At 70.3% G+C, this 20,380-nt stretch carries 16 protein-coding genes; 2 read left to right on the top strand and 14 right to left on the bottom strand.

The annotated features are described in order from the left end of the window. Window positions 1–265 precede the first annotated feature (265 nt). The 7 genes from ACFQU3_RS11470 to ACFQU3_RS11500 all read right to left on the bottom strand — a co-directional run bounded on the left by ACFQU3_RS11470 (window position 266) and on the right by ACFQU3_RS11500 (window position 8,943). On the bottom strand, window positions 266–1,291 hold the full coding sequence (locus ACFQU3_RS11470; protein WP_385909823.1) for a glycosyl hydrolase family 32: 1,026 nt from the start codon (window positions 1,289–1,291) through the stop codon (window positions 266–268). Between the two features lie 97 nt (window positions 1,292–1,388). After that, window positions 1,389–3,560, bottom strand: a complete 2,172-nt coding sequence (locus ACFQU3_RS11475) for a GH32 C-terminal domain-containing protein (protein WP_385909825.1) — start codon at window positions 3,558–3,560, stop codon at window positions 1,389–1,391. Then, complete coding sequence (locus tag ACFQU3_RS11480) at window positions 3,557–5,143, bottom strand: ABC transporter substrate-binding protein (protein WP_385909827.1); 1,587 nt, start codon at window positions 5,141–5,143, stop codon at window positions 3,557–3,559. The genes ACFQU3_RS11475 and ACFQU3_RS11480 overlap by 4 nt, the downstream gene beginning before the upstream one ends. Before the next feature lie 179 nt (window positions 5,144–5,322). After that, window positions 5,323–6,276, bottom strand: coding sequence for a carbohydrate ABC transporter permease (locus tag ACFQU3_RS11485; protein ID WP_385909829.1), 954 nt, complete (start codon window positions 6,274–6,276; stop codon window positions 5,323–5,325). After that, window positions 6,273–7,256 carry an ABC transporter permease gene (locus ACFQU3_RS11490; protein ID WP_385909831.1) on the bottom strand — a complete coding sequence of 328 codons (984 nt, stop codon included), beginning with the start codon at window positions 7,254–7,256 and terminating at the stop codon, window positions 6,273–6,275. Before ACFQU3_RS11490 ends, ACFQU3_RS11485 begins: the two co-directional genes overlap by 4 nt. After that, window positions 7,253–8,260, bottom strand: a complete 1,008-nt coding sequence (locus ACFQU3_RS11495) for a LacI family DNA-binding transcriptional regulator (protein WP_385909833.1) — start codon at window positions 8,258–8,260, stop codon at window positions 7,253–7,255. Before ACFQU3_RS11495 ends, ACFQU3_RS11490 begins: the two co-directional genes overlap by 4 nt. 140 nt (window positions 8,261–8,400) lie before the next feature. Next, window positions 8,401–8,943, bottom strand: coding sequence for a 2'-5' RNA ligase family protein (locus ACFQU3_RS11500; RefSeq protein ID WP_385909835.1), 543 nt, complete (start codon window positions 8,941–8,943; stop codon window positions 8,401–8,403). Window positions 8,944–9,260: 317 nt separating this feature from the next. On the opposite strand from ACFQU3_RS11500, the gene ACFQU3_RS11505 reads away from it, so the two are divergent. After that, window positions 9,261–9,518 carry a hypothetical protein gene (locus ACFQU3_RS11505; protein ID WP_385909837.1) on the top strand — a complete coding sequence of 86 codons (258 nt, stop codon included), beginning with the start codon at window positions 9,261–9,263 and terminating at the stop codon, window positions 9,516–9,518. Between the two features lie 28 nt (window positions 9,519–9,546). On the opposite strand, the gene ACFQU3_RS11510 is transcribed toward ACFQU3_RS11505, so the two are convergent. The 7 genes from ACFQU3_RS11510 to ACFQU3_RS11540 form a co-directional block, all read right to left on the bottom strand. Then, a complete protein-coding gene (locus ACFQU3_RS11510; protein ID WP_385909839.1) occupies window positions 9,547–10,503 on the bottom strand; it encodes a cation diffusion facilitator family transporter in 957 nt (318 codons plus the stop codon). Between the two features lie 19 nt (window positions 10,504–10,522). Then, window positions 10,523–12,853, bottom strand: a complete 2,331-nt coding sequence (locus tag ACFQU3_RS11515) for a TIM-barrel domain-containing protein (RefSeq protein ID WP_385909841.1) — start codon at window positions 12,851–12,853, stop codon at window positions 10,523–10,525. Continuing rightward, window positions 12,850–15,123, bottom strand: coding sequence for a TIM-barrel domain-containing protein (locus ACFQU3_RS11520; protein WP_385909843.1), 2,274 nt, complete (start codon window positions 15,121–15,123; stop codon window positions 12,850–12,852). Before ACFQU3_RS11520 ends, ACFQU3_RS11515 begins: the two co-directional genes overlap by 4 nt. Before the next feature lie 48 nt (window positions 15,124–15,171). Beyond that, window positions 15,172–16,437: an ABC transporter substrate-binding protein gene (locus ACFQU3_RS11525; RefSeq protein ID WP_385909845.1), complete on the bottom strand. Its 1,266-nt coding sequence runs from the start codon at window positions 16,435–16,437 to the stop codon at window positions 15,172–15,174. Between the two features lie 64 nt (window positions 16,438–16,501). Continuing rightward, window positions 16,502–17,404 (bottom strand): carbohydrate ABC transporter permease, encoded by a 903-nt coding sequence (locus tag ACFQU3_RS11530; protein ID WP_385909847.1) that lies wholly within the window; start codon window positions 17,402–17,404, stop codon window positions 16,502–16,504. Further along, the gene (locus ACFQU3_RS11535; protein ID WP_385909849.1) at window positions 17,397–18,341 is read right to left on the bottom strand and encodes a carbohydrate ABC transporter permease; all 945 of its coding nucleotides are present in this window, start codon (window positions 18,339–18,341) and stop codon (window positions 17,397–17,399) included. Before ACFQU3_RS11535 ends, ACFQU3_RS11530 begins: the two co-directional genes overlap by 8 nt. Beyond that, window positions 18,338–19,549, bottom strand: coding sequence for an ROK family protein (locus ACFQU3_RS11540; RefSeq protein WP_385909851.1), 1,212 nt, complete (start codon window positions 19,547–19,549; stop codon window positions 18,338–18,340). The genes ACFQU3_RS11535 and ACFQU3_RS11540 overlap by 4 nt, the downstream gene beginning before the upstream one ends. A gap of 400 nt (window positions 19,550–19,949) precedes the next feature. Between ACFQU3_RS11540 and ACFQU3_RS11545 the strand changes: the two genes are divergently transcribed. Continuing rightward, window positions 19,950–20,345, top strand: coding sequence for an SRPBCC family protein (locus ACFQU3_RS11545; RefSeq protein ID WP_385909853.1), 396 nt, complete (start codon window positions 19,950–19,952; stop codon window positions 20,343–20,345). Window positions 20,346–20,380 lie beyond the last annotated feature (35 nt).

Here is a 20,380-nt window from a genome sequence, read left to right on the forward strand (position 1 = left end):
TGACCAGCGCGCAAAAGGATTGTGCCCCATCTAGAAGCACGCCCGGCCCCGTGACCAGCGCGCAAAAGGATTGGGCCCCATCCAGACGCGGGCCCGGCCCCGTGACGATTGCCCAACACGACGGGCCTCCATGCAGAATCGTGGCCAGCGTGGTGACCAGCGCCAAACAGGACGGAGCGTCCATCCAGACGCGGGTCCGGCCTGGTGATCAGGGCCCCACAGGATGCGGATTCGGGGCTGCCCTGCTGGCTGCGTCCAGGCGCGACTACCGCCCGGCGATCCGGGCCGCTTCGTGCGCGTCCACCGCGACGCGAGCCTCGGCCACGACATCGGCCGGGCGGCGCGTGAGCACAAGCCGCCCGGACGGGGTCACCTCCACCGGCACCGGATCGCTCAGGCCACCGAGGAACTCACCGTCGGCGCCGAACTGGAGGAACGCGAGCAACGCCGGACCGCCTGTGAGGGGGTCGGTGACGATCTTCCCCGCATAGAGCGAGCCCGCCGGGTCTGCGGCGAAGAGGTCGTCGGACTCGGGAGCGAAAGGCCCGGTGGGGCTGGCGCCGTCGAAGTAGTGCGTGCCCGTCATCGCACCCACCCGCGCCTGCCGGCCGGCGCTCGTGCACGCCGCGTAGGCGCAGAAGACGAGACGGTGCCGGCCACCAAGCTCGACGACCTGGGGGACCTCCAGGTGCCCCCAGTCGCCGGGCGGCGTCACCGGGCCCACCCGCGTCCACGTGCGCAGGTCATCCGACCGGAGCAGCGCGACAACCCCGCGGGCATCCGCCGGGCCGTGCGGCATCCGGGCCGTCACGAGCATCGCCCAGCCGCCGTGCTCCGGGTCGGCGAAGACGCACGGGTCGCGCCAGCACAGGTCCGGCCAGACCGACGTGTCGAGCTGCTCGAACATCGCCGGCGCCTCGAGGACGAAGTCCGCATCCTTGGTCCAGGTGACCAGGTCGGTGCTGTGGGCTCGGCCGATCCGCTGTCGCAGCCCGTCGCTGTCGGTGCCGATCCCGGTGTAGAACATCCACCAGCCGTCACCGTCACGCACGACGGACCCGGTCCACGTCGCGAGGTCGTCGAACGCGCCGAGCTCGCCCGGGCCGAGTGCGTCCTCGAGCACCGTCCAGCGGCGCAGGTCGGTCGACACGGCGTGGCCGATGCGGGCGTTGGTGTGCCGGAGGTCCGGGTCGCCCAGCGATCGCGGCGCCTTGAGGAAGTAGAGATGGATGTCGTCACCGTCCTGGGCGGTCCAGAAGTCCCAGGTCCAGTGGTCGTCGAGCAGCAGCACAGTGAGCAGTCCTGTCGTGTGGTGAGAGGTCGTGCGGTGAGAGGTCGGTGTCGTGAGAGGTCGGTGTGGTGGGGGTGGCGTGGGTGAGCGCAGCAGGTCAGTCGAGCAGTTCGGGTGGCGGAGTGACGTCGGCGCTGCCGAGGCGCCACGCACGTACGCTCCACTCGCCCGCACCGGCGGGAACAGTCACGCGCAACCGCGAGCCCGCCGGAGGTCGCACGCGCGTCGTCAGGGAGGTCGTGTCGTCGAGGTAGGCCTCGAGCATCGACCCGTCGAGGAAGACCCGGAGGCGGACGGGCCGCTCGGCCGACCCGGCGAACCGCTCGACGGTGCCGCCGTCCACCACCGCGGGGCTCCACACGTCGTAGGCGGCCGCACCAGGTCGCGCTACCTCGAACCGCCCTGTCCCGCAGTCGATCCGAAGCGACGCATGGAGCTCGCCCGCCTCGCCGACAGCGATGTCCACCTGAAGCATCCCAGACCCGGTGGCACACCGGAGGTCGAGCTCGAGAGGTCCGACCGGCAGGTCGGCCACGACCTCCGCCGACCCGTCCTCGCTGACTCCACCGACACCCGCGACACCCGCCCGTCCATCTCCGCTGACTCCACCGACACCACGCACGTCGGCGAGCAGCGATTCGCGCAGGCCGGCCAGCTCGCGCACGGGCGCCACACGCAGCGTGTCGTCGTCGCCGAGCGAGAGCTCGAGCGGCAGCCCCGCATTGTGCGCCCAGCCGACCTCCGCCTGCTGGGCCGTCGTGCGGCCGTCCTGGGCGATCGACCACAGGATCGTGCGCCCGTCGGACAGCACGTTTCCGCTCGGGCCGGTGAAGTGGCGCCCGACGTCGAAGCGCCGCGGCTCGGCGTGCCACGGGTTGAACGTCCGTGCCGCCGGGTCCCAGTCGCCGAGCCAGTGGACGACCTCGACGACGCGGCCCTCGGGCACCGTCGCCCACCACGGGCAGACGACGAGCACGTGGGCGCTGCGTCCCGTCGCCGACGACACGGGCAGCAGGACGGGCAGCTCCCACATCTCGCCGACCTCGGGATGGCTCGAGGCGTCGCCGACGAGCAGCGGGCCCACCTCCTGCCACGCCTCGCCGTCACCCGACTCGAAGAGCAGGGCGGTACCGCCCCGCCCCACCAGACCCGCGCCGACGAGCATGAACCAGCGATCACCGTCCCTCCATACGAACGGGTCACGGAACTGCCCGGGCACGAGATCGTCGCGCTCCGGCATACGCAGGATGGGCTCCGAAGCGAGCACCCACGCCGTCGTTGCCCCCTCCCCGTGCGGGCGAGCCACGGCCACGGACTGGTCGGGCGAGCTGTCGAAGTCGCCCGCGGTCACGTAAAGCAGCGGGCGACCGGAGTCGTCGAGCACGCTCCCTCCGCTCCAGACGCCGTCAGGCGCCACGCGAGACGCGACCGGTGAGACCGCGGGCGGGAGGTGCCGCCACCGCACGAGGTCGGTGCTCACCGCGTGCCCCCACTCGATGCCGCCCCAGTGGGCGCCGGTCCGGTTGGACTGGAAGAACAGGTGGTGCAGCCCGCCCACCTCAATCGGGCCGTGCGGCTCGTTCATCCAGTGCGCCGGCGGCAGGAAGTGGAAGCTCGGACGGTACGGGTCGGGCCGGCGCCACCGCGCCAGCTCGGCGGCGACGTCAAGGGGCGGTCGGTCGCTCACCCCACGCGAGCGCAGCGCAGCAACGGCCGAGACGACGTCGCCGTATGCCGTGAGGCGGGCCTGCCCGACGACGCCCGTCACGCCTTCGGTGACCACGACCTCCTCGAGGAGCGCCGAGTCGTGGCGGGCACCGACCCGCACCTGCTCGGCGGCAGGCAGCGGACCACCCGGCCAGAGCTCGCCCACCCACTCGCCGTCGACGTACAGCGACGCCGTGTCGCCGACGACGAGCCCGTAGCGGTGCCACTCGCCGGGACGCACGGGCGCGGCCGCGACTGCGGTATGGGTCCGCGCCGCCTGGCCCGACCCGACGTGGACCTCGAGGCACGGCCGTCCGTCCCGGTCGATCCCGAGCACGAGGCCAGCGGCACCGTCCGCGGTGGCCCAGCTGACGAGCCCCGACGTCCGGCCCGTCGTCGACACGAGCGAGACCGCCGCGTAGTCCAGGACGAGCGACCGGACGGGACCATCGGCCGCCGACGCGGGAGTCGCGTCGCCGAGCAGGTCCGACAGCCGCACGGCAAGCCCGCCGCCGACGAGGTGGCGCCGGCGGAGGTCCGCCGGCGCCGGGGCGCTCGTCACTGGCTGTTCTTCCGGTTGCGGTCGTACGCGGCCTGGTAGATCGCGACGAGGTCGTCGATGCCGGCCTGCTTGAGCGCCGCGACGTAGCCGTCCCAGTCCTTCTCGACTCCGCCGCGCACGATCCACGCGGCCCGCTTCTCGTCGACGATGGCCTTGACGTCGGTCTGGATCTGGCCCATCCGCGCGAGCTCGTCCTGCGTGAAGAAGGCGAGCGGGTACGACTGCTTCTCCGCGTACGGCAGGTAGATCTCCTGGAGGTCCTTCGCCCGCTGGGCGGCGCGCGGCTCGGGCGCGACGACGGTCTGGAAGTCCTCCTTGAGGGTCACGTGCGGACCGTTCGGGGCGATCTTCTGGCGCCGCTCGCCCGCGTTCTCGCCGGCCTTGAGCGGGGTCGCGACGAGGAGTCCGGAGGCGTCCTTCTGCAGTCCCTCACCGATCGCGCCCCAGGCGACCTGGGCCGACATGACGGGGTCGTAGAGCCGGTCGACCCAGCGCATCGTCGCCTCGGGGTGCTTGTTGGCGCGCGTGATCGCGAACGCGTTGCGGGTGTAGTCGACGTTGTTCGAGCGGCCGACGAGCTTGCCGGCCGGCCCCTCGAGCGGACCCATGAGGGCGTAGTCCTTGGCGCGGTCGGTGCCGACGACCTCCTCGGTCTCCCACCAGACGTAGGAGCCGAGCACGACGCCGCTCGCCTTGCCCTTCGCGAGGTACTGCTTGTCGTTCTGGGTGAAGGACTCCGGGTCGATGAGACCCTCGGCGTACCACTGGTGCAGCTTGGCGATGGCGTCCCGGTACTCCGGCTGGATCGCCGTGTAGATGACCTTGTCGTCGCGCACGATCCGGTGGTCGACGTTGTCGGGCATCCCGGAGAGCGCGGCGAAGAGGTCGCCCAGGTCGGCGCACCACCAGTTGCCGATGAAGCTGAGCGGGATCTCGTCGGCCTTGCCGTTCCCGTTCGGGTCCTTCGTGCGGAATGCCGTGAGGGCGGCGTGGTACTCCTCCACCGTCTTCGGCATGGTGAGCCCGAGCTTCTGGAGCCAGGCGGTGTTGATCGACCAGAAGAACGGCACGGCGCCGAGGTCGAGCTCCTCAGCGCTCGGCAGCGCGTAGATGTGCCCGTCGGCCGCGGTGACCGCGGCCTTGAGCGCGGGACGCCTCTCGAAGACCTTCTGCAGGTTGGGCGCGTACTTCTCGATGAGGCCCTCGAGCGGGACGAGGGTGCCGTTCGTGCCGTACGTCATGATGTCGGAGTCGCTGAGCTCCGAGTTGTAGAACGCGTCGGGCAGGTCCCCGCTCGCGAGGATGAGGTTCTTCTTCTCCTTGTACGTGTCCAGCGGCAGGTTCTGCCACGTGATCGCGATGTTCGTGTCCTTCTGCCACTGCTTGACGAGGCTCATCGCGGGCAGGTCGGCGAGCGGGGCCTTGCTGCCGGTGAAGGTGAGCGAGATCGGCTGGGTGACGATGGGCAGGCCGGTGGTCTTGAAGCTCGCGTCGGCGGTGCCGTCAGCGGCGTCCGACGATCCGGAGCAGCCGGCCGTGAGCGAGAGGCTCAGCGCCGCGACCACGGTGAGGGTCTTCTTCATGGGTACTCCTTGGGCGGGACCGAACGGCAGCGCCGTCGGTGCGTTCGGTGTTCGTGCTGTGGTGGTGCCAGTGGTGGTGGGTGGTGCGACTGGTGAAAGAGGTGCATCAGGTGGAGCTGGTGGTGGGTGTTTCCGAGGTGTACGAGGCGCGGGTCGGCACGCGTTATACGTATGACCGATCAGGCCTTGAGGGCGCCCGAGACACCACCGCGGTTGAGGTAGCGCTGGGCGAACGGGGAGACGATGAGCAGGGGCAGCGTCGAGACGACGACCATGGCGTACTTCACGAGCTCGCCGACGCGCTGCGCCTCGGCGTAGGAGGCGAGGTCGGACGTCAGGTTGCCCTGGGCCGCGACCTCGGACCGGACGAGGATGTTGCGCAGGACGAGCTGGAGCGGGTACTTCGTGTCGTCGCCGAGGAAGATCAGCGCGTCGAAGAACGCGTTCCAGTTCCACACGAGGTGGATGAGCACCATGACGCCGATGAGCGGCTTCGACAGCGGCAGCACGATCGAGAAGAAGTGCCGGAACTCCGAGGCGCCGTCGAGCTGGGAGGCCTCACGCAGCTCGTCGGGCAGGGCCGACCGGAAGTACGTCCGGGCGATCATGACGTTCCAGACCGCGAGGGCGTTCGGGAGCACCATGGCCCACACCGAGTCGAGCAGGCCGAGGTCCTTGACGACGAGGTAGCGCGGGATCATGCCGCCGTCGAAGAACATCGTCGTCATGAAGAGGACAGTCAGCAGGCGGCGCCAGGGCAGGTCGCGACGGGCGAGGACGTAGCCACTGGTGAGGACGAGCGCGCAGCTGAGCAGCGTTGCGAGAGATGTGTAGAGCGCCGAGTTGCCGATGCCGCGCCACACCGTCACGTCCGTGAGCAGCCGCCCGTAGCCATCGGTCGTGAACCCCTGCGGCATCAGCCAGACCTCGCCCGCGTTGACCGCGTCGGGGTCGCTGAACGAGGCGACGAGGATGAACCACAGCGGGTAGAGGATCGCCACGACTGCGCCGCCGAGGACGACGGCGGCGACGACGGTGTAGGCGCGCTCCCCCGCCGAACGGCCTCGGCTGCGGGGGCGCCGAGGGCCGGCGGACGGCATACGCACTCGGCCGGCGACGGTGGGGGTGCTCACTGTCCACCTCCGCGCTGGAGACGGGAGACGACGCGGGCGAAGGTGAGCAGCAGCACCAGGTTGAGCAGCGAGTTGAACAGGCCGATGGCGGCGCTGTAGCTGAACTGCGCCTGCTGGAGGCCGGCCTGGTAGATGTATGTCTGGATGATCTGCGACGACTCGAGGTTGAGCGGCGTCTGCATGAGGAGGGCCTTCTCGTAGCTGACGTTCATGAGGCTGCCGACTGCGAGGAGGAACAGCACCGCGATCGTCGGGGCGATGCCGGGCAGGTCGACGTGGCGCAGGCGCTGCCACGTGTTGGCACCGTCGACCCGGGCGGCGTCGTGCAGGGCCGGGTCGATGCTCGCGAGGGCGGCGAGGTAGATGACCATCTGGAAGCCCGACTCCTGCCACACCGTCGTTCCGACGAAGATCGGGCGGAACCACTCGGGCGAGCCCATGAAAAGGACGCGCTCACCGCCGAAGAGCTCGATCGCGTTGTTCACCAAGCCGGTTCGTGGCGACAGGAGAAGGTAGAGCATGCCGACCACGACGACGGTGGAGATGAACGTCGGCGAGTAGAGGACGGCCTGGACCACCGAGCGCAGCCGCCCGGCGGGGAGCTGGTTGAGCATGAGCGCGAGGATGATCGGCACCGGGAACGCGACGACGAGGTTCGTCACCGCGAGGCCCAGGGTGTTCTCGAGCAGGGTCGCGAACTGGGGCGAGCTGAAGAAGCGCTGGAAGTGCTGGAGGCCGGCCCAGGGACTGCCGCCGAAGCCGTCGAAGGGGTTGAAGCTGCGGAAGGCGATCTGCACGCCGTACATCGGCCAGAACTTGAAGACGGCGATGTAGAGGAGCGCCGGGGCCAGGAGGGCGTAGAGCTGCCAGCGGGTGGCCATCCGGTTTGCGAGGGAGGGGCCCTGCGGGCCGTCCTGCCGCGGGGCGCCTTGTGCGGGAGGGCTTCCCGGCTTCGGCCTGCGCAGCGTGAGGGCGGTCACGACGTCGTCTCCAGGCGGCCGACCGAGCCGCGCGTGACGAGCGGGCAGTGCAGCAGCTCGACGACGGGGTCGGTGTCGCCGGACAGCAGGCGCGCGACTCCGCGCCGCCCCATCTCGGCGAACGGCAGCTCCATCGACGTGAGTCCGGGGCGCAGGTGCGGGGCGATGACGGGCATGTTGTCGAAGCCGACGATGGACACGTCTGTGCCGACCGCGAGTCCGAGCTCGCCGGCGGCGAGGTAGGCGCCCCAGGCGGTGCGGTCGTTGCCGCAGAAGATCGCGCTCGGCCGGCGCTTGCGCGAGAGCAGCTGGGTGGCGAGCCGGTGGCCGGCGACCGCGTCGCCGTCGCCGTACTTGACGAGCGTGCGGTCGACTCGCAGGCCGGCCTCGTCGAGGGCGTCGACGAAGCCGCGCTCGCGCTCGACGACCGCCGGCAGCATCGTCTCGGGCTGGGCGATGTTGATGAACGCGATGCGCTGGTGGCCGTGCTCGACGAGGTGGCGCGTGGCCTCGAGCCCGCCGGTGTACTCGTCGGGCGCGACCGCGGGCAGCGAACCATCCTCGGCCGTGCCGTTGACGACGACGGTCGGCACCTCGCGCAGCAGCGGCGGGATCTTGAGCCGCCGGTTGTACATGGACGCGTAGACGATGCCGTCCACCTGGCGCGAGAGGAGCGAGTCGATGGCGCGCTCCTCGAGGACGGGGTCGCCGCCGGTGTTGATGATGAGCATGAGGTGTCCGTCGACCCACGCCTGGTCCTGCGCACCCTCGACGAGGTCACCTGCGAACGGCTCGCTCGCCACGGTGTCGCCGATGAAGCCGATGAGGCGCGACTGCCCCTCGCGCAGCGACTTGGCGGCCGAGTTCACCCGGTAGCCAAGGCGATCCACGGCCTCGAGCACGCGCTGTCGCGTCTCGGCCGAGACGCGCGAGCCTGCTGCGTCGTTGAGGACGAGGCTGACCGCGGCCTGGCTGACGCCGGCCTCACGGGCCACGTCCTTCATGGTCGGGCCACTGCGGCCTCTCGTTCGCGGCATTGCGAGCTCCCGGATTGGTTATACGTTTAACTGACCGTGCATCGCCAAGGTAGCGACGTGACCAAGACGCCGTCAAGCGCTTCTCCGGAATTCGGTCCGCTCAACGCTCACGGGACGCCGCTGACGGGCCACAGCCGGCCCGTCGAGGTGTCGATGAGCGCGCACCGCTCGGCCCTGACCGTGAGCGGCAGGACGTCGGACACCTCGTTGACGACGACAGCGAGGGCGTCACCGGTCGCGCGGGTCGCGAGCGACACGTGCGGCACCCAGTGCCCCGGCAGGTAGTGCCGGTGGAGCACCGCCCCGGTCCGTTCGAGGGCACCCACCACCTGCTCCTGGCGTGCGGCCACGGGGCTCGGCACCGAGCACGCGAGCGCGGCCCGGCCTCGTGGGAAGACGATGCTGCCCTGGACCGTCAGCTCGATCGGCCCGCCGTCCGGCAGCTCGGCGACGGCGCCGCGGACCGCCTCGACGTCACCGTCGAGGAGGACGGCATACGACAGGTGGGGATGGTGGCGGCCGTGCGTGTGCGTCTCGAGCGTGCGCACGCCGCGCGCCTCGAGCCGCGACCACATCTCGCGCACGAGCCGGTCACTGCGGGAGTCGAAGAGCAGACACAGCGCCAACGCCATGGGCTTAGCGTCCGTCATCGCGCCGGTCGAGACCACTGGAACGGCCACCGACGGTCAACAGCCGCCCGGTCCTGCATCACACCGTGCGGCTGTTCGCAACTGGCCGAGTGGTCTGCTCCCATCTTCGAGACCGATCGAGCCCGCGTGGTTGTACTCGAATCGTGGGCAGTGACTCCGCACAGAGAGAAGAGCCGCCCGACCCGTCGGCAGACAAGCCGCGCTCTGTGCCAGACACCACCCCGGCGCCATACGAACGACCGGTCCTTGCCCAGGCAAAGGGTCCGAGGCGCTGGTACCACCTTCACGACGCACCCTGGCAGGTCGGGATCGTGGCTGTGGCACTCACCATCTGGGCTGGCGCGTACGTCAGTGATCGCGCGGATGGTGAGGCCTGGAAGGGCGTCGTGCCCTATGCAGTCGTGATCCTCTGCTACCCCATGACGCTGTTGCTCGTGTTCCTGACTCGCCCTGCTCTCGCGCGCCTGCGGATCCTGACCCGGCGCCGGTTCGATCGCGGCGGACGGGAGACCTACCGGCCGCGCCACGCGGATCTCGACGACGAACCTCCCGGCAACGAGCGGCGCGAGCGCTGACCAGCCGCGCTCTCCCGCACCCGTCGCGTCAGGGAGTGATGGTCGGCGCGTCGGGGCGCGACAGGGTGATCATCGCCCGCTCGACGAGCTCGTGACCCTCGACACGACGCCCGAGCGCCGCCAACCGCGCCGCCGCCCTGGCCTCCGTGTCGTCCCCCGTGAGGTCCACCGCAGCCACGAGGAACACCCGCCCCGGCCCGACGAACTCGAGGTGCAGGAACGTGATCCGCTCCACTTCGCCGCTCGCACTGAGGTCGTCGTGGGCCTGCCGCCACAGCTCGGGTCGCACGGCCTGGCCGACGAGGAAGTCACGGTTGCGCCCGATCAGGTAGATCGCGACGACGCCGAGCAGCAGGCCGACGGCGATGGACCCGGCGGCGTCCCACACCGCGTTGCCCGTCACCTGGTGCAGCCAGATGCCGATCCCGGCGAGGACGAGCCCGATGAGCGCCGCCGCGTCCTCCGCGACCACTGCCCGGAGCGTCGGGTTCGACGTGTTCGCAATGAACTTCAGCGGTCGTAGCCCCCGCCGCCGGGCCTCGGAACGGGTCTGCCGCGTCGCTTGCACGAACGACACGCTCTCGAGGACGAACGCGATCGCGAGCACGGCGTAGGCCCACGCGTACGACGTCTCGGGCTCGTCGTGTGTCAGCGCGGTGATGCCGTGCCACACCGACACGATGGAGCCGGCCCCGAAGAGCCCGAACGCGGCGAACATCGACCACACGTAGGCCTCCCGGCCGTAGCCGAACGGGTGTGTCGCGTCCCGGGGCTGTGCCGCGCGACGCTCGGCCATCAGCAGGAACACCTCGTTGCCCGCATCGGCCCACGAGTGCGCGGCTTCGGCGACCATCGAGGCCGAGCCGGTGATGAGTGCGACGACCGACTTCCCGACGGCGATGAGCGCGTTCATCGCCAGCGCGATCACGACCGTCAGCAGGCTCTCGCTCCCGGACCCCCGCTCGCCCGCCTTCGTCTCCAGCATGCGCGTCAGTCTCCTCCCGTCACCTCCCGTGCCGCACGACCTCGAAGCGGGTTCGCGCGTGGCCGGCATACCCGGGCCCTGACGTCTCGTAGGACACCGACACCTCGCCGCCCGACCGCGACACGACAACCGTGGTGGTTAGCCGCTCCGGCTCGCCGTCGGTCACGGTGAGCCCGTCGTCCTCGACGAGGAGCGACTCCCACCGGCCGTCACTCACGGGGTCGAAGACGTGCAGCTCGACCACCTCCGGTCGGTAGCCGTCGGTCGACGGCGGCGCCTCGGTCCACATCGGGATCGCCCCACCCGCCCGCGCGAACAGCGGGATTCGCTCGCGCGGCGTTGGCACCGTGATGCGCTGCCGGCCGGCGTGCAGCTCGCCCGTGTGCCAGTCGTACCAGTCCCCCTCGGGCAGGTAGACCGACCGCGACGTCATCCCCGCCTCGGTGACGGGGGCGACGAGAATGTCCCGCCCGAAGAGGTACTCGTCGTCGACGTCGATGACCTCCGGGTCGGTCTGGTGGTCGAGGACGAGCGGCCGCTGCACGGGCTCACCCGTCTCCGAGGCACGCACGAAGGCCGTGTAGAGGTAGGGCATGAGTCGGTAGCGCAGCCGCACGGCCTCGCGCGCGAGACCGTGGATCTCGTCACCGAACGACCACGGGTACTGCTCGATGACGCCGACCTCGGAGTGGTTGCGCGCGAAGGGGGTCAGCGCCCCCATCTGCATCCAGCGCAGGAACAGCTCCGGCTCCGTGTCGCCCTGGAAGCCGCCGATGTCGGCGCCGACGAAGGGCTGGCCCGAGAGGCCGAACCCGCACGCCATCGGCATGCTGACCCACAGGTGGTCCCACCGGGCCTGGTTGTCGCCCATCCAGTTGGCGGCGTACCGCTGGATCCCGGCGAAGCCGGCGCGCGACAGGATGAAGGTCCGCAGCTCGGGTCGCGCCGCGCGCAGGCCCTCGAGCGTCCCCATCGCCATGAGCATCGCGTACTGGTTGTGGAAGCGCTCGTGCTTCGCCCGGCCCTTGTCGAAGAGCATCCCGAGCGGCGAGATCTCCCCTGTCGCAGGCTCGTTCATGTCGTTCCAGATGCCGGCGAGCCCGGACTCGACGTGGCGGGCGTTCAACGCGCCCCACCACGCCCGCGCCTCCGGCGTCGCGAAGTCGGGGAACGCCGTGTTGCCCGGCCACACCTGGCCGATGTAGATGTCGCCGCCCTCGGTGCGGCAGAACACGTCCTTCTCGACGCCGTCGTCGTACACCTCGTAACCGGGGTCGTGCTTGACGCCCGGGTCGACGATCGAGATTGTCCGGAAGCCCTGGTTCGCCAGGCCCTTGAGCATGGCCTCCGGGTCCGGGAAGCGAGTCGAGTCCCATGTGAAGACGCGGTAGCCGTCCATATAGTCGATGTCGAGCCACATTCCGTCACAAGGGAACTCATCAGCACGGTAGCGCTTCGCGATCGCCTCGACGTCGGCCTGCGAGTACGCGTGCCACCGGCACTGCTGGTAGCCGAGCGCCCAGATCGGGGGCAGGGACGCCCGTCCGGTGAGCCACGTGTAGCGCTCGAGGATCGTCGGCATCGACGGCCCCGCGAAGACGTACTCGGTCCACTGGCCGCCATGAAAGGTCACGCGGTACTCGTCGTCGCGGCTGAACTCGTACTCGCCGCGGTAGCCGTTGTCGACGAACGAGCCTGCGGCCGCGCCCGTCGTGGTGTCGAGGTGGTGGAAGAACGGGATCGACACGTAGTACGGGTCGAACTCGACGCTCCTCATGTCGGCCCGTGGGTCGTCCGTGTCGAGCCCGGCGCGGAACTCGGCTGTCGCGTGCTCGTTGAGGACGTCGGTGTTCCACAGCGTGAAGTCGCGACCGCGACGGTTGTGCCGGCCGCCCTTCTCACCCAGTCCGTAGACCGCGTCGTCACGCCCGATGCGGCGGCGCATCGTCCACGCGTCGTTGAGCGTCGCGTAGGTCCAGTAGCGGCCGTCCTCATCGGGGACCGACTCGACGACGACCGACCCGTCGGGCCGGTGCACGTCGAGCCGGAACGGGTCGAGCCACAGCGTCACGACAGCGTCGTCCGTCGTGAGCCGCCAGGCGTCCTCGCCCGGCTCGGCCCGCCAGGCCACGCCGTCGTCGCCGTCGCCGTCGCCGTCGAACGGGTCGACGCACACGGCATACGTGGGCTGCTCGTCGAACACCCCGCCCCGGCTCAGCTGCACGCGCACGACGTCGGAGCGGACGGCCTCGAGGCGCAGCCACTCGCCGTGCAGCCGCGCGAGCAGACCGCGCTCGGTCTGCTCGACGGCGTCGACGCGCTCGAATCGGATGAAGTGGTCGGTCCTCATGCGTCCACCCTGTCAAAGACGGGCGCCAGCGACGACCAGGCGTCTGCTCGGCACCACACGGGCACGACGTCGATGGGGACGTCGCGCGCCACCACCCGGCCGCCGCTCACCGGCTCGCCGGTCCAGACGTCGACCCACTGTCCCTCGGGCAGCCACACGGGCCACGTCGAGACACCGGGCGACGTCACCGGGCTGACGAGCAGGTCGGCGCCGAGCATCCACTGCTGCTGGTGCACCCATGCCTCGGCCGACCCCGGGTGATCGAAGAACATCGGCCGCATGAGCGGTCGGTCCGTCGCCACCGTGGTCGCGGCAGACGACGTGAGGTAGTCGACGAGTCGCTCACGCAGCCAAGCGAACTCGCGGAACACCGGCACGATCCGATCGTCGCCCGTCTGGTCCGCGACATGCCACGGCGTGCGGTCGCGCAGCGGCTTCTCGTGGTGGTTGAACTCCGAGTGGTACTGCATGATCGGCATGAACGCCGAAGCACCGGCTGCTCGAAGGTACAGCTCCGCGTCAGGCACCGGGCCGCTGAACCCCGCAAGGTCCCAGCCCCAGTAGACGATGCCGCACGAGGCCGCGGTGAGGCCCGCTGTGACCGAGTGCCGGAACGCCTCCCACGTCGAGTCCTCGTCGCCCGCCCAGAAGACGCCGTGCGCCTGCGATCCAGCGAACCCACTGCGGGAGAAAGTGATCGGCGCCTTCCCGTGCTTGCGGAGCAGGTCACCGAAGGCGCGCGCATAGTGCACCGCGTAGGTGTTGTTGCCCTCGTCGCCGCGGGAGCCGTCTCCGTACGCGAGGTCGTGGCCCCAGGCATGCTCGCCACCGTCGGTCTTGAAGCCGTCGACGTCGAGGTCGCGCACGAGGTAGTGGCGCTTGGCCGTCCACCAGTCGCGGGTGCGCTGCGTCGAGAGGTCGGGCATGAGCGACTTCGGGAACCACCAGCCCCGGTTGAGGTATGCCGTCCCGTCGGCCTCGCGGACCGCGTGCCCTCCACGGATCATGGCCTCCCCCTCGGCAAGCACCTGCTCGCGCAGGCCGTCCTCCGAGGCGGCGGTCTTGAGGAGCGGGATCTGCCACAGGATGACCTTGATGCCGCGGGCGTGCAGGTCGTCGACCATCGCCTTGGGGTCGGGCCACGCCCCGTCGGCGGGGAACGTGAAGTCGGCCAGCGAGAACGGCGAGCCGTCGGGACGCGGCTGGTACGTCGCGTCCCGCCAGAGCATGATCCCCTCCTCGTCGCTCCAGGCCTCGATGACGACGACGCCGACGGGGATGTCGAGGTCGCGGTGGCTGTCCATCCGCTCCGTGACGATGGCCTGGGTGTTCCACTCGTTGCCCGAGGCCCAGAGCCGGAAGACCCAGGAGGGCAGCTCCTCGGCACGTCCGACCTCGTCGAGGAACGCCGTGAGCACCTCGGTGGGCGTGCCGTCGTAGACGCCGACCTCGACCGACTCGGAGGCCGACCCCCCGAGAGCCACCTCGACGACGAGCCGCCCCGGGTCAGCGACGCCGCAGTCGAACCACGTCCGCCGTGACGTCCGCACGTGGAAGCCCCAGCCCGAGCCGTCGCCGCCGATGACGTGCGCGAACGGCATCGGCAGGTAGGTCCGACCGTGCGCGCCCTGCGACTTGTACTGCTCGAAGACCACCGCGTCGAGGCGGCGACCGGCCTGGTCGAGGTGGTCGAAGCGCTCGCCGAAGCCGACGACGTGGTCGCCCTCCCCCAGTGAAAGGGCGAACCGTGCACGCTGCACGCCGTCGACCGTGACGAGCCACTCGACCGAGCCCTCGACGAGCCGGTCGCCACCGACCGCGAGCTTGCCCGTGAACCCGTCGGGCAGCTCCGAGACCCACCGCGCCGGCGCGACCGCGAACCACGGCGTCTCCTCCGAGCGGCCGTCGCCGGTCGCCGCGACGAACCGGTACTCGTACCCGTCGACGTCGTCGAGCACCGGTGACTCGACGGCCCAGGCACCCTCGCCACCGATCGAGGCCGCCTGCGCCTCGGCGAGGTGCCCCTCCCCTCCGGCGAGTGCCGCGGCATCCGCGACACTCGCGGTCACCGGCTCGAGGGAGAGTGACTGGACCGCAGCCCCGCCGTCACGGCCCCGCCACTCGCAGACCACCGCCGTCACCTCCGGTGCGGCCTGTATGCCGAGGGTCGTCGACCGGCCCACGTGCGGGAGGACGGGGACGCGCTGGTCGGGCGACACGGCATACGGGTGCTCGATGCCGTAAGGACGGTGGGTGACGAGGCTGCTCATGCTCCGGCTGTCTCTCGGGTCGGTGGAGGTGGGTGAAGGGACGAAGACCTACCTGAGGAGCGCGTCGACGGCCTTCTGCGCGTCGGCGAGGGCCTGGTCGACGGTCTTGCGGCCGGCAGCAGCAGCGGTCAGCTCCTTCGTCACGGCGTCCTGCAGCTCCTGCTGGCGCTCGACGACCGGCGGCAGGACCGTCGCGTCGAGGGATTCGAAGACGGCCTGCCGGTTGGCCGGCTTGCCCGCCTTGAGGTAGCTCGCGAGCTTGGCCTCGTCGGCGACCGGCGGCAGCTCCCAGCTGGTCTTGAGGCGCAGGTCGGTCATGACGTCGGAGCTCGTGAGGTAGCTGACCCACTTCTGGGCGGCTTCCTTGTTCTTGCTCGTCGCCGACACGACGACCCCGTTGGTGAACATCGCCGAGGCCTTCTGCGTGTTGCCCGGCTCGACGACGACGTCCCACGCGAACGGCGCGTCGGCCATGCCGGAGAACAGCCAGATGCCGGTGTGCCACATCGCGAGCTTGCCGCTCTTGAAGAGCTTCGAGTCGAAGTCGGGGGTGCCGGCACCGTCGGCCTCGGTCGGCATGGTCTTGCCGGCCTTGCCGACGAGGAACGCCGCGGCCTGCTTTCCGGCGTCCGAGTTGAAGGTGGACGAAGTCTTGTCGGCGTTGAGGAACTCGCCGCCGGACTGCGCAAGAGCCTTGTAGAACTCGAAGAAGCTGATCGGCTGGTAGTCGCCCCAGACCTTCTTGGCCTTGTCGGTGAGCTTGGCCGCGGCGGCCTGCTCGTCCTTCCACGTCCAGTCGGCGGTGGGCTCGGCCACCCCGGCAGCCTTGAAAAGGTCCTTGTTGAAGAACAGGACGACGTTGCTGAACGACTCGGGCAGGCCGTACTGCTTGCCGTCGGCCTGGAACGCCTCAAGCAGCGACGGCTTGTAGGCCGCGGGCTCGACACCGCTGAGCTCCGCGAGCGCGCCGCTCTTCGTGTACGTCACGAAGTTCTCGTAGTTGAGCTCGAACGCGTCACCGGCCGTGCCGCCCGCGACCGCGGTCTGCAGCTTGGTGAAGTACGTGTCGTAAGGGGTCGTCTCGACCTGGACCTTGATCGTCGGGTTGTCCTTCTCGAACGCCGCCTTGATGGCGTCGAGGTCCTTCTCGTGGCCACCGTTGGCGGAGAAGTTCATGTAGCGGACCGTCACCGGGCCGCCGGCGGTCGCTGGGGCGTTGTCCGTCTTCGTCGCGGAGCCCTGCGCACAGGCGCCGAGCGCCAGCACGAGGCCGGCGATGACAGGCGCGACACTGCGCCTGGCGATGTTCTTCATGGGTGTGCCTTTCGGTGCCTGCCGAGACCGGGTGTGCTCTCGGACGTCTTCGGGTTGGGCTGGGCTACTTGAGCCCGGAGTGGGCCACGCCGGCGATGATGTGGCGCTGGGCGAGGAGGTAGACGATCGCGATGGGCACGATCGAGAAGACCGACCCGGCCATGACGACGTCCCACTCGGTCGTGAACTGGCCGTGGAGGGTCGACAGGCCGAGCGGCAGCGTCATGAACTCGGGAGAGCGGATGACGACGAGCGGCCACAGGAAGCTGTTCCAGCTGCCCATGAACGCGAAGACGGCGACGGTCGCGAGCGCGGGCCGGATGAGCGGCACGATGATCGTCGCGAAGATGCGCAGGTGTCCGGCCCCGTCGATGGTGGCGGCCTCGTCGAGCTCGCGGGGCACGCCCTCGACGGCCTGCTTGAGCAGGAACACCCCGAACGCAGAGGCGATCGACGGCGCGAGCAGCGCCATGTAGGTGTCCTGCAGGTTGAGCATCTTCATCTCGATGAAGAGGGGAACGACGAGCACCTGCAGCGGCACCATGAGCGTCGCGAGATAGAGCGCGAAGACGATGTTCTTCGCCTTGAAGGTCAGGCGGGCGAAGCCGTAGGCCGCCATCGTCCCCGTGACGAGCTGGAGAAGCGTCGACACGACGGCGATCCAGAAGGAGTTGAGCAGGATCCGCCACATCGGCAGCGTCTCGAGCAGGGTGCCGTAGGCGGCCGTGGTCGGGTCGTCGACCCACAGGCGCGGGCCGTCGGCGAGCGACCCCTCGGGCGTGATGCTCGTGACGACCGTCCAGAGGAACGGGAAGAGCATGACGACCGCTCCGGCCAGCACGGCGGCATACCGCAGCACGGTCAGCACTCCCCAGCGGCGCTGCGCGTTCGATGCGACCGCGGGAGCCGGTGGCGGGGCGGCCGGGCTCGGCGCCGGCGGCGGCGCAAGGGTCAGCTGGTCAGGCATGGTGCACCCACCGCTTCTGGCCGCGGATCTGCACGGCCGTGATGAGCAGGATGACGGCGAAGAGGATCCATGACAGCGCGCTGGCCTCGCCGGCTCGGCCGTAGCGGAACGTGAGGTCGTAGACCTGTCCGACGACGACCTGGCTCGCGCCCTGAGGCCCGCCGCCCGTCATGACGTAGACCTGGTCGAAGACCTGGAAGCCGTTGATGAGCGAGATGACGACGACGAAGAACGTCGAGGGCGAGAGCAACGGCAGCGTGATCCGCCAGAACCGCTGCCACGGGCCCGCGCCGTCGACGGTCGCAGCCTCGACGACGTCGCTCGGGATCGCCTGCAGGCCCGCGAGCATGATGACCATGACGAAGCCGAGGTCCTTCCACGCCGAGCTGAGGATGACGGCGGGCAGGGCCCACGTCGGGTCGGTCCACCAGCCCGGCTCGGGCAGGCCGAGCGCGCCGAGGATCGTGTTGACGAGGCCGTTGCTCGGGTTGAGCAGCCACTTCCACACGAGGGCGACGACGACCCAGCTCGTCACGACAGGCAGGAAGTACGCGGCGCGGAAGAACGCACGCGCCGGCATCCGCTGGTTGAGCGCGAGGGCGAGACCGAGCCCGCCGACGTAGACGAGCGGCAGGTAGCCGGCGCAGTAGACGAGCGTGTGGAGGAAGACCTCACGCGTCTGCTCGTCGGTGAGCAGGTCGGTGTAGTTGTCCAGGCCGACCCACCTCATGGCCGAGATGAGGTTCCAGTCGTGGAGGCTGACCCAGATCGAGCTGATCATCGGGACGGCCGTGAAGAGGAGCAGCGGCACGGCGCTCGGGGCGAGGAAGAAGAGCACCCAGCCGCGGTTGCGCCACGCGCGTCCACGGGAGCCCGTTCCCTGCGTATGCCGTGTGGTGCCAGTGGTTTTGAGCGTTCCGTGCGTCGTGGCGGTCACGAGACGTCCTCGATCGCGGCCTGGAGCCGGGCGCGGACGAGCTGACCCTGCCGGCCTCCTGCGACGGCGTCGAACGGCGTCGCGAGCACGAGGGAGGCGGCCCCGACGGCCCACTGGTCCTCGGTCCAGGGCTCGACGATGCAGCGGACGTCGCGGCGGGTCGGCATGAGGTGGCGGCGGAAGGCGGCCTCGAAGCCCGCCTCCCAATGCGCCCAGTCGTCCATGCCCTCGCCCATCAGCACGACGCACTCGGGGTCGAGCGTGTGCACGACGCCGGCGAGCGCGCGGCCGAGGAGGCGCCCGGCCTGCTCGTAGATCGCGAGAGCCTGCTCGTCGCCCGCGGCAGCCGCGCGCGAGAGGCCCTTGATGGTGCCGCGGCGCCCGATGACCCCGCGCCGGACGGCCTCGGCGACGAGACCGACCTCACCGACGTAGGCCTCGAGACAGCCGACGTTGCCGCAGCCGCAGGTCGGACCGTCGTCAGTCACGGGCACGTGTCCGATCTCGCCTGCACCGCCGTGCGCGCCCCGGCCGACGACCCCGTGCTGGACGATGCCGCAGCCGACCCCGCGGCCGATGGTCACGACGATGTAGGAGTCGTGCTGGCGGCCGATGCCGTAGACGCTCTCGGCCGCGGCAAGCGTGTTGACGTCGTTGTCGACGAGCACCGGTACACCGAGCCGGTCACGCAGCCGAGGGCCGACGGCGGCGCGCTGCCAGCCGATGGTCGGCGCGTCGACGATGCCTGAGGCCTGCGAGTCGACGGCGCCCGGGATGCCGATGCCGACGCCGAGCAGGTTGCCCTCCTGCCGCGACACGGCGTCGGCGAGCACCGAGCACAGCACGTCGAGCGCGTCGCGGGGGCTCGGGTCGAACGGCACGGACTCCGACGAACGCACCGTGCCGTCCAGGTCGACGCCGACGATGGCGATGTGGTCGGCGGTGACCTTGGCACCGATGGCGTAGCCGGCCGCGCGGTCGAGGCCGAGAAGGCGAGCAGGGCGGCCGCCCGCGCTCGGCACCGACTCGAGCTCGGTGACGAGCCGGCGGGCCAGCAGCTCCTTCGTCGTCTGCGTGACGGTGGCCGGGCTGACCCCGAGGATGCGGGCGATGTCGGCCCGCGACGAGGGTCCCCTCGTGCCGAGCAGGCCCAGCACGCTGGCGCGCACGAGGTCGCCGCGTCCGGCTGCGTGCCCGTTGGTCGTCATCGACTCACCCTTCGTCTTCCCGACTAAATTCAGGACTAAATTTAGGTCGAAAGGTAGTCGCTGAAAGTTACGTCGTCAAGAGCCCTCGGGCTGTGATGCAAAGTGCCCACTCGACCGTCGAGTGGGCACTTCGCATCGGCCAGTCACGTCGAGTGGGCACTTCGCACCAGCCAGTCGCGTCGAGTGGGCACTCACCGGCCCGCCACGTCGAGTGGGCACTTCGCATCGGCCCGCCACGTCGAGTGGGCACTTTGCACCGGTCGGGTCATCGACGGCCTGCAGGGATGGCCCGCGCGGTGCGGGTGGCGGTTTGATGGACGCATGTCAGGGCACACGCACCGCACCACGCCGCGCACACGCTCCGCAGGCCGCGGGGCCTGAGGCGCCAGGAGCTCCCGCCGTGCGGACCACGATCACAGCGACCGGCCGTGCCGACCCCGCCACGGTCTGGCGCCGCTACGAACAGCTCGCGCTCTGGTCGTCGTGGTCACCGCAGGTCCAGGAGGTCATCGCGGCCAAGCCCCGCATCGAGCCCGGCCTGAACGGCCTCGTCGTCGGACCGCTCGGCGTGCGCGTGCCGTTCGAGGTGCTGGCCGTCGACGCCGAGGCGATGGAGTGGAGCTGGCACGTGCGGCTCGGCCTGGTGCACGCGACGCTCGACCATGTCGTGCGTCCCGCGCCCGGCGGCTGTCAGGCCGAGCTCGTCATCGACGGCCCCGCAGTCGTCGTCGTGACCTATCGGCCGATCGCGGCGATGGCGCTGCGCCGTCTCGTCCAACCCGACCCGCTCCCGTAGCGGCGGGCGGAGCGGTTCAGGCCCCCTGCGCCCGA

Origin of the sequence: Terrabacter sp. GCM10028922, assembly GCF_042666095.1 — a bacterium.
In the GTDB taxonomy this organism is placed as follows: Bacteria; Actinomycetota; Actinomycetes; order Actinomycetales; family Dermatophilaceae; genus Terrabacter.

Excerpts from the sequence above, each read along its gene's own strand:
- ACFQU3_RS11515 (WP_385909841.1), bottom strand. The coding sequence starts at position 12,853 with ATGAGGACCGACCACTTCATCCGATTCGAGCGCGTCGACGCCGTCGAG.
- ACFQU3_RS11480 (WP_385909827.1), bottom strand. The coding sequence starts at position 5,143 with ATGAAGAAGACCCTCACCGTGGTCGCGGCGCTGAGCCTCTCGCTCACG.
- ACFQU3_RS11510 (WP_385909839.1), bottom strand. The coding sequence starts at position 10,503 with ATGCTGGAGACGAAGGCGGGCGAGCGGGGGTCCGGGAGCGAGAGCCTG.
- ACFQU3_RS11525 (WP_385909845.1), bottom strand. The coding sequence starts at position 16,437 with ATGAAGAACATCGCCAGGCGCAGTGTCGCGCCTGTCATCGCCGGCCTC.
- ACFQU3_RS11495 (WP_385909833.1), bottom strand. The coding sequence starts at position 8,260 with ATGAAGGACGTGGCCCGTGAGGCCGGCGTCAGCCAGGCCGCGGTCAGC.
- ACFQU3_RS11500 (WP_385909835.1), bottom strand. The coding sequence starts at position 8,943 with ATGACGGACGCTAAGCCCATGGCGTTGGCGCTGTGTCTGCTCTTCGAC.
- ACFQU3_RS11530 (WP_385909847.1), bottom strand. The coding sequence starts at position 17,404 with ATGCCTGACCAGCTGACCCTTGCGCCGCCGCCGGCGCCGAGCCCGGCC.
- ACFQU3_RS11520 (WP_385909843.1), bottom strand. The coding sequence starts at position 15,123 with ATGAGCAGCCTCGTCACCCACCGTCCTTACGGCATCGAGCACCCGTAT.
- ACFQU3_RS11540 (WP_385909851.1), bottom strand. The coding sequence starts at position 19,549 with ATGACGACCAACGGGCACGCAGCCGGACGCGGCGACCTCGTGCGCGCC.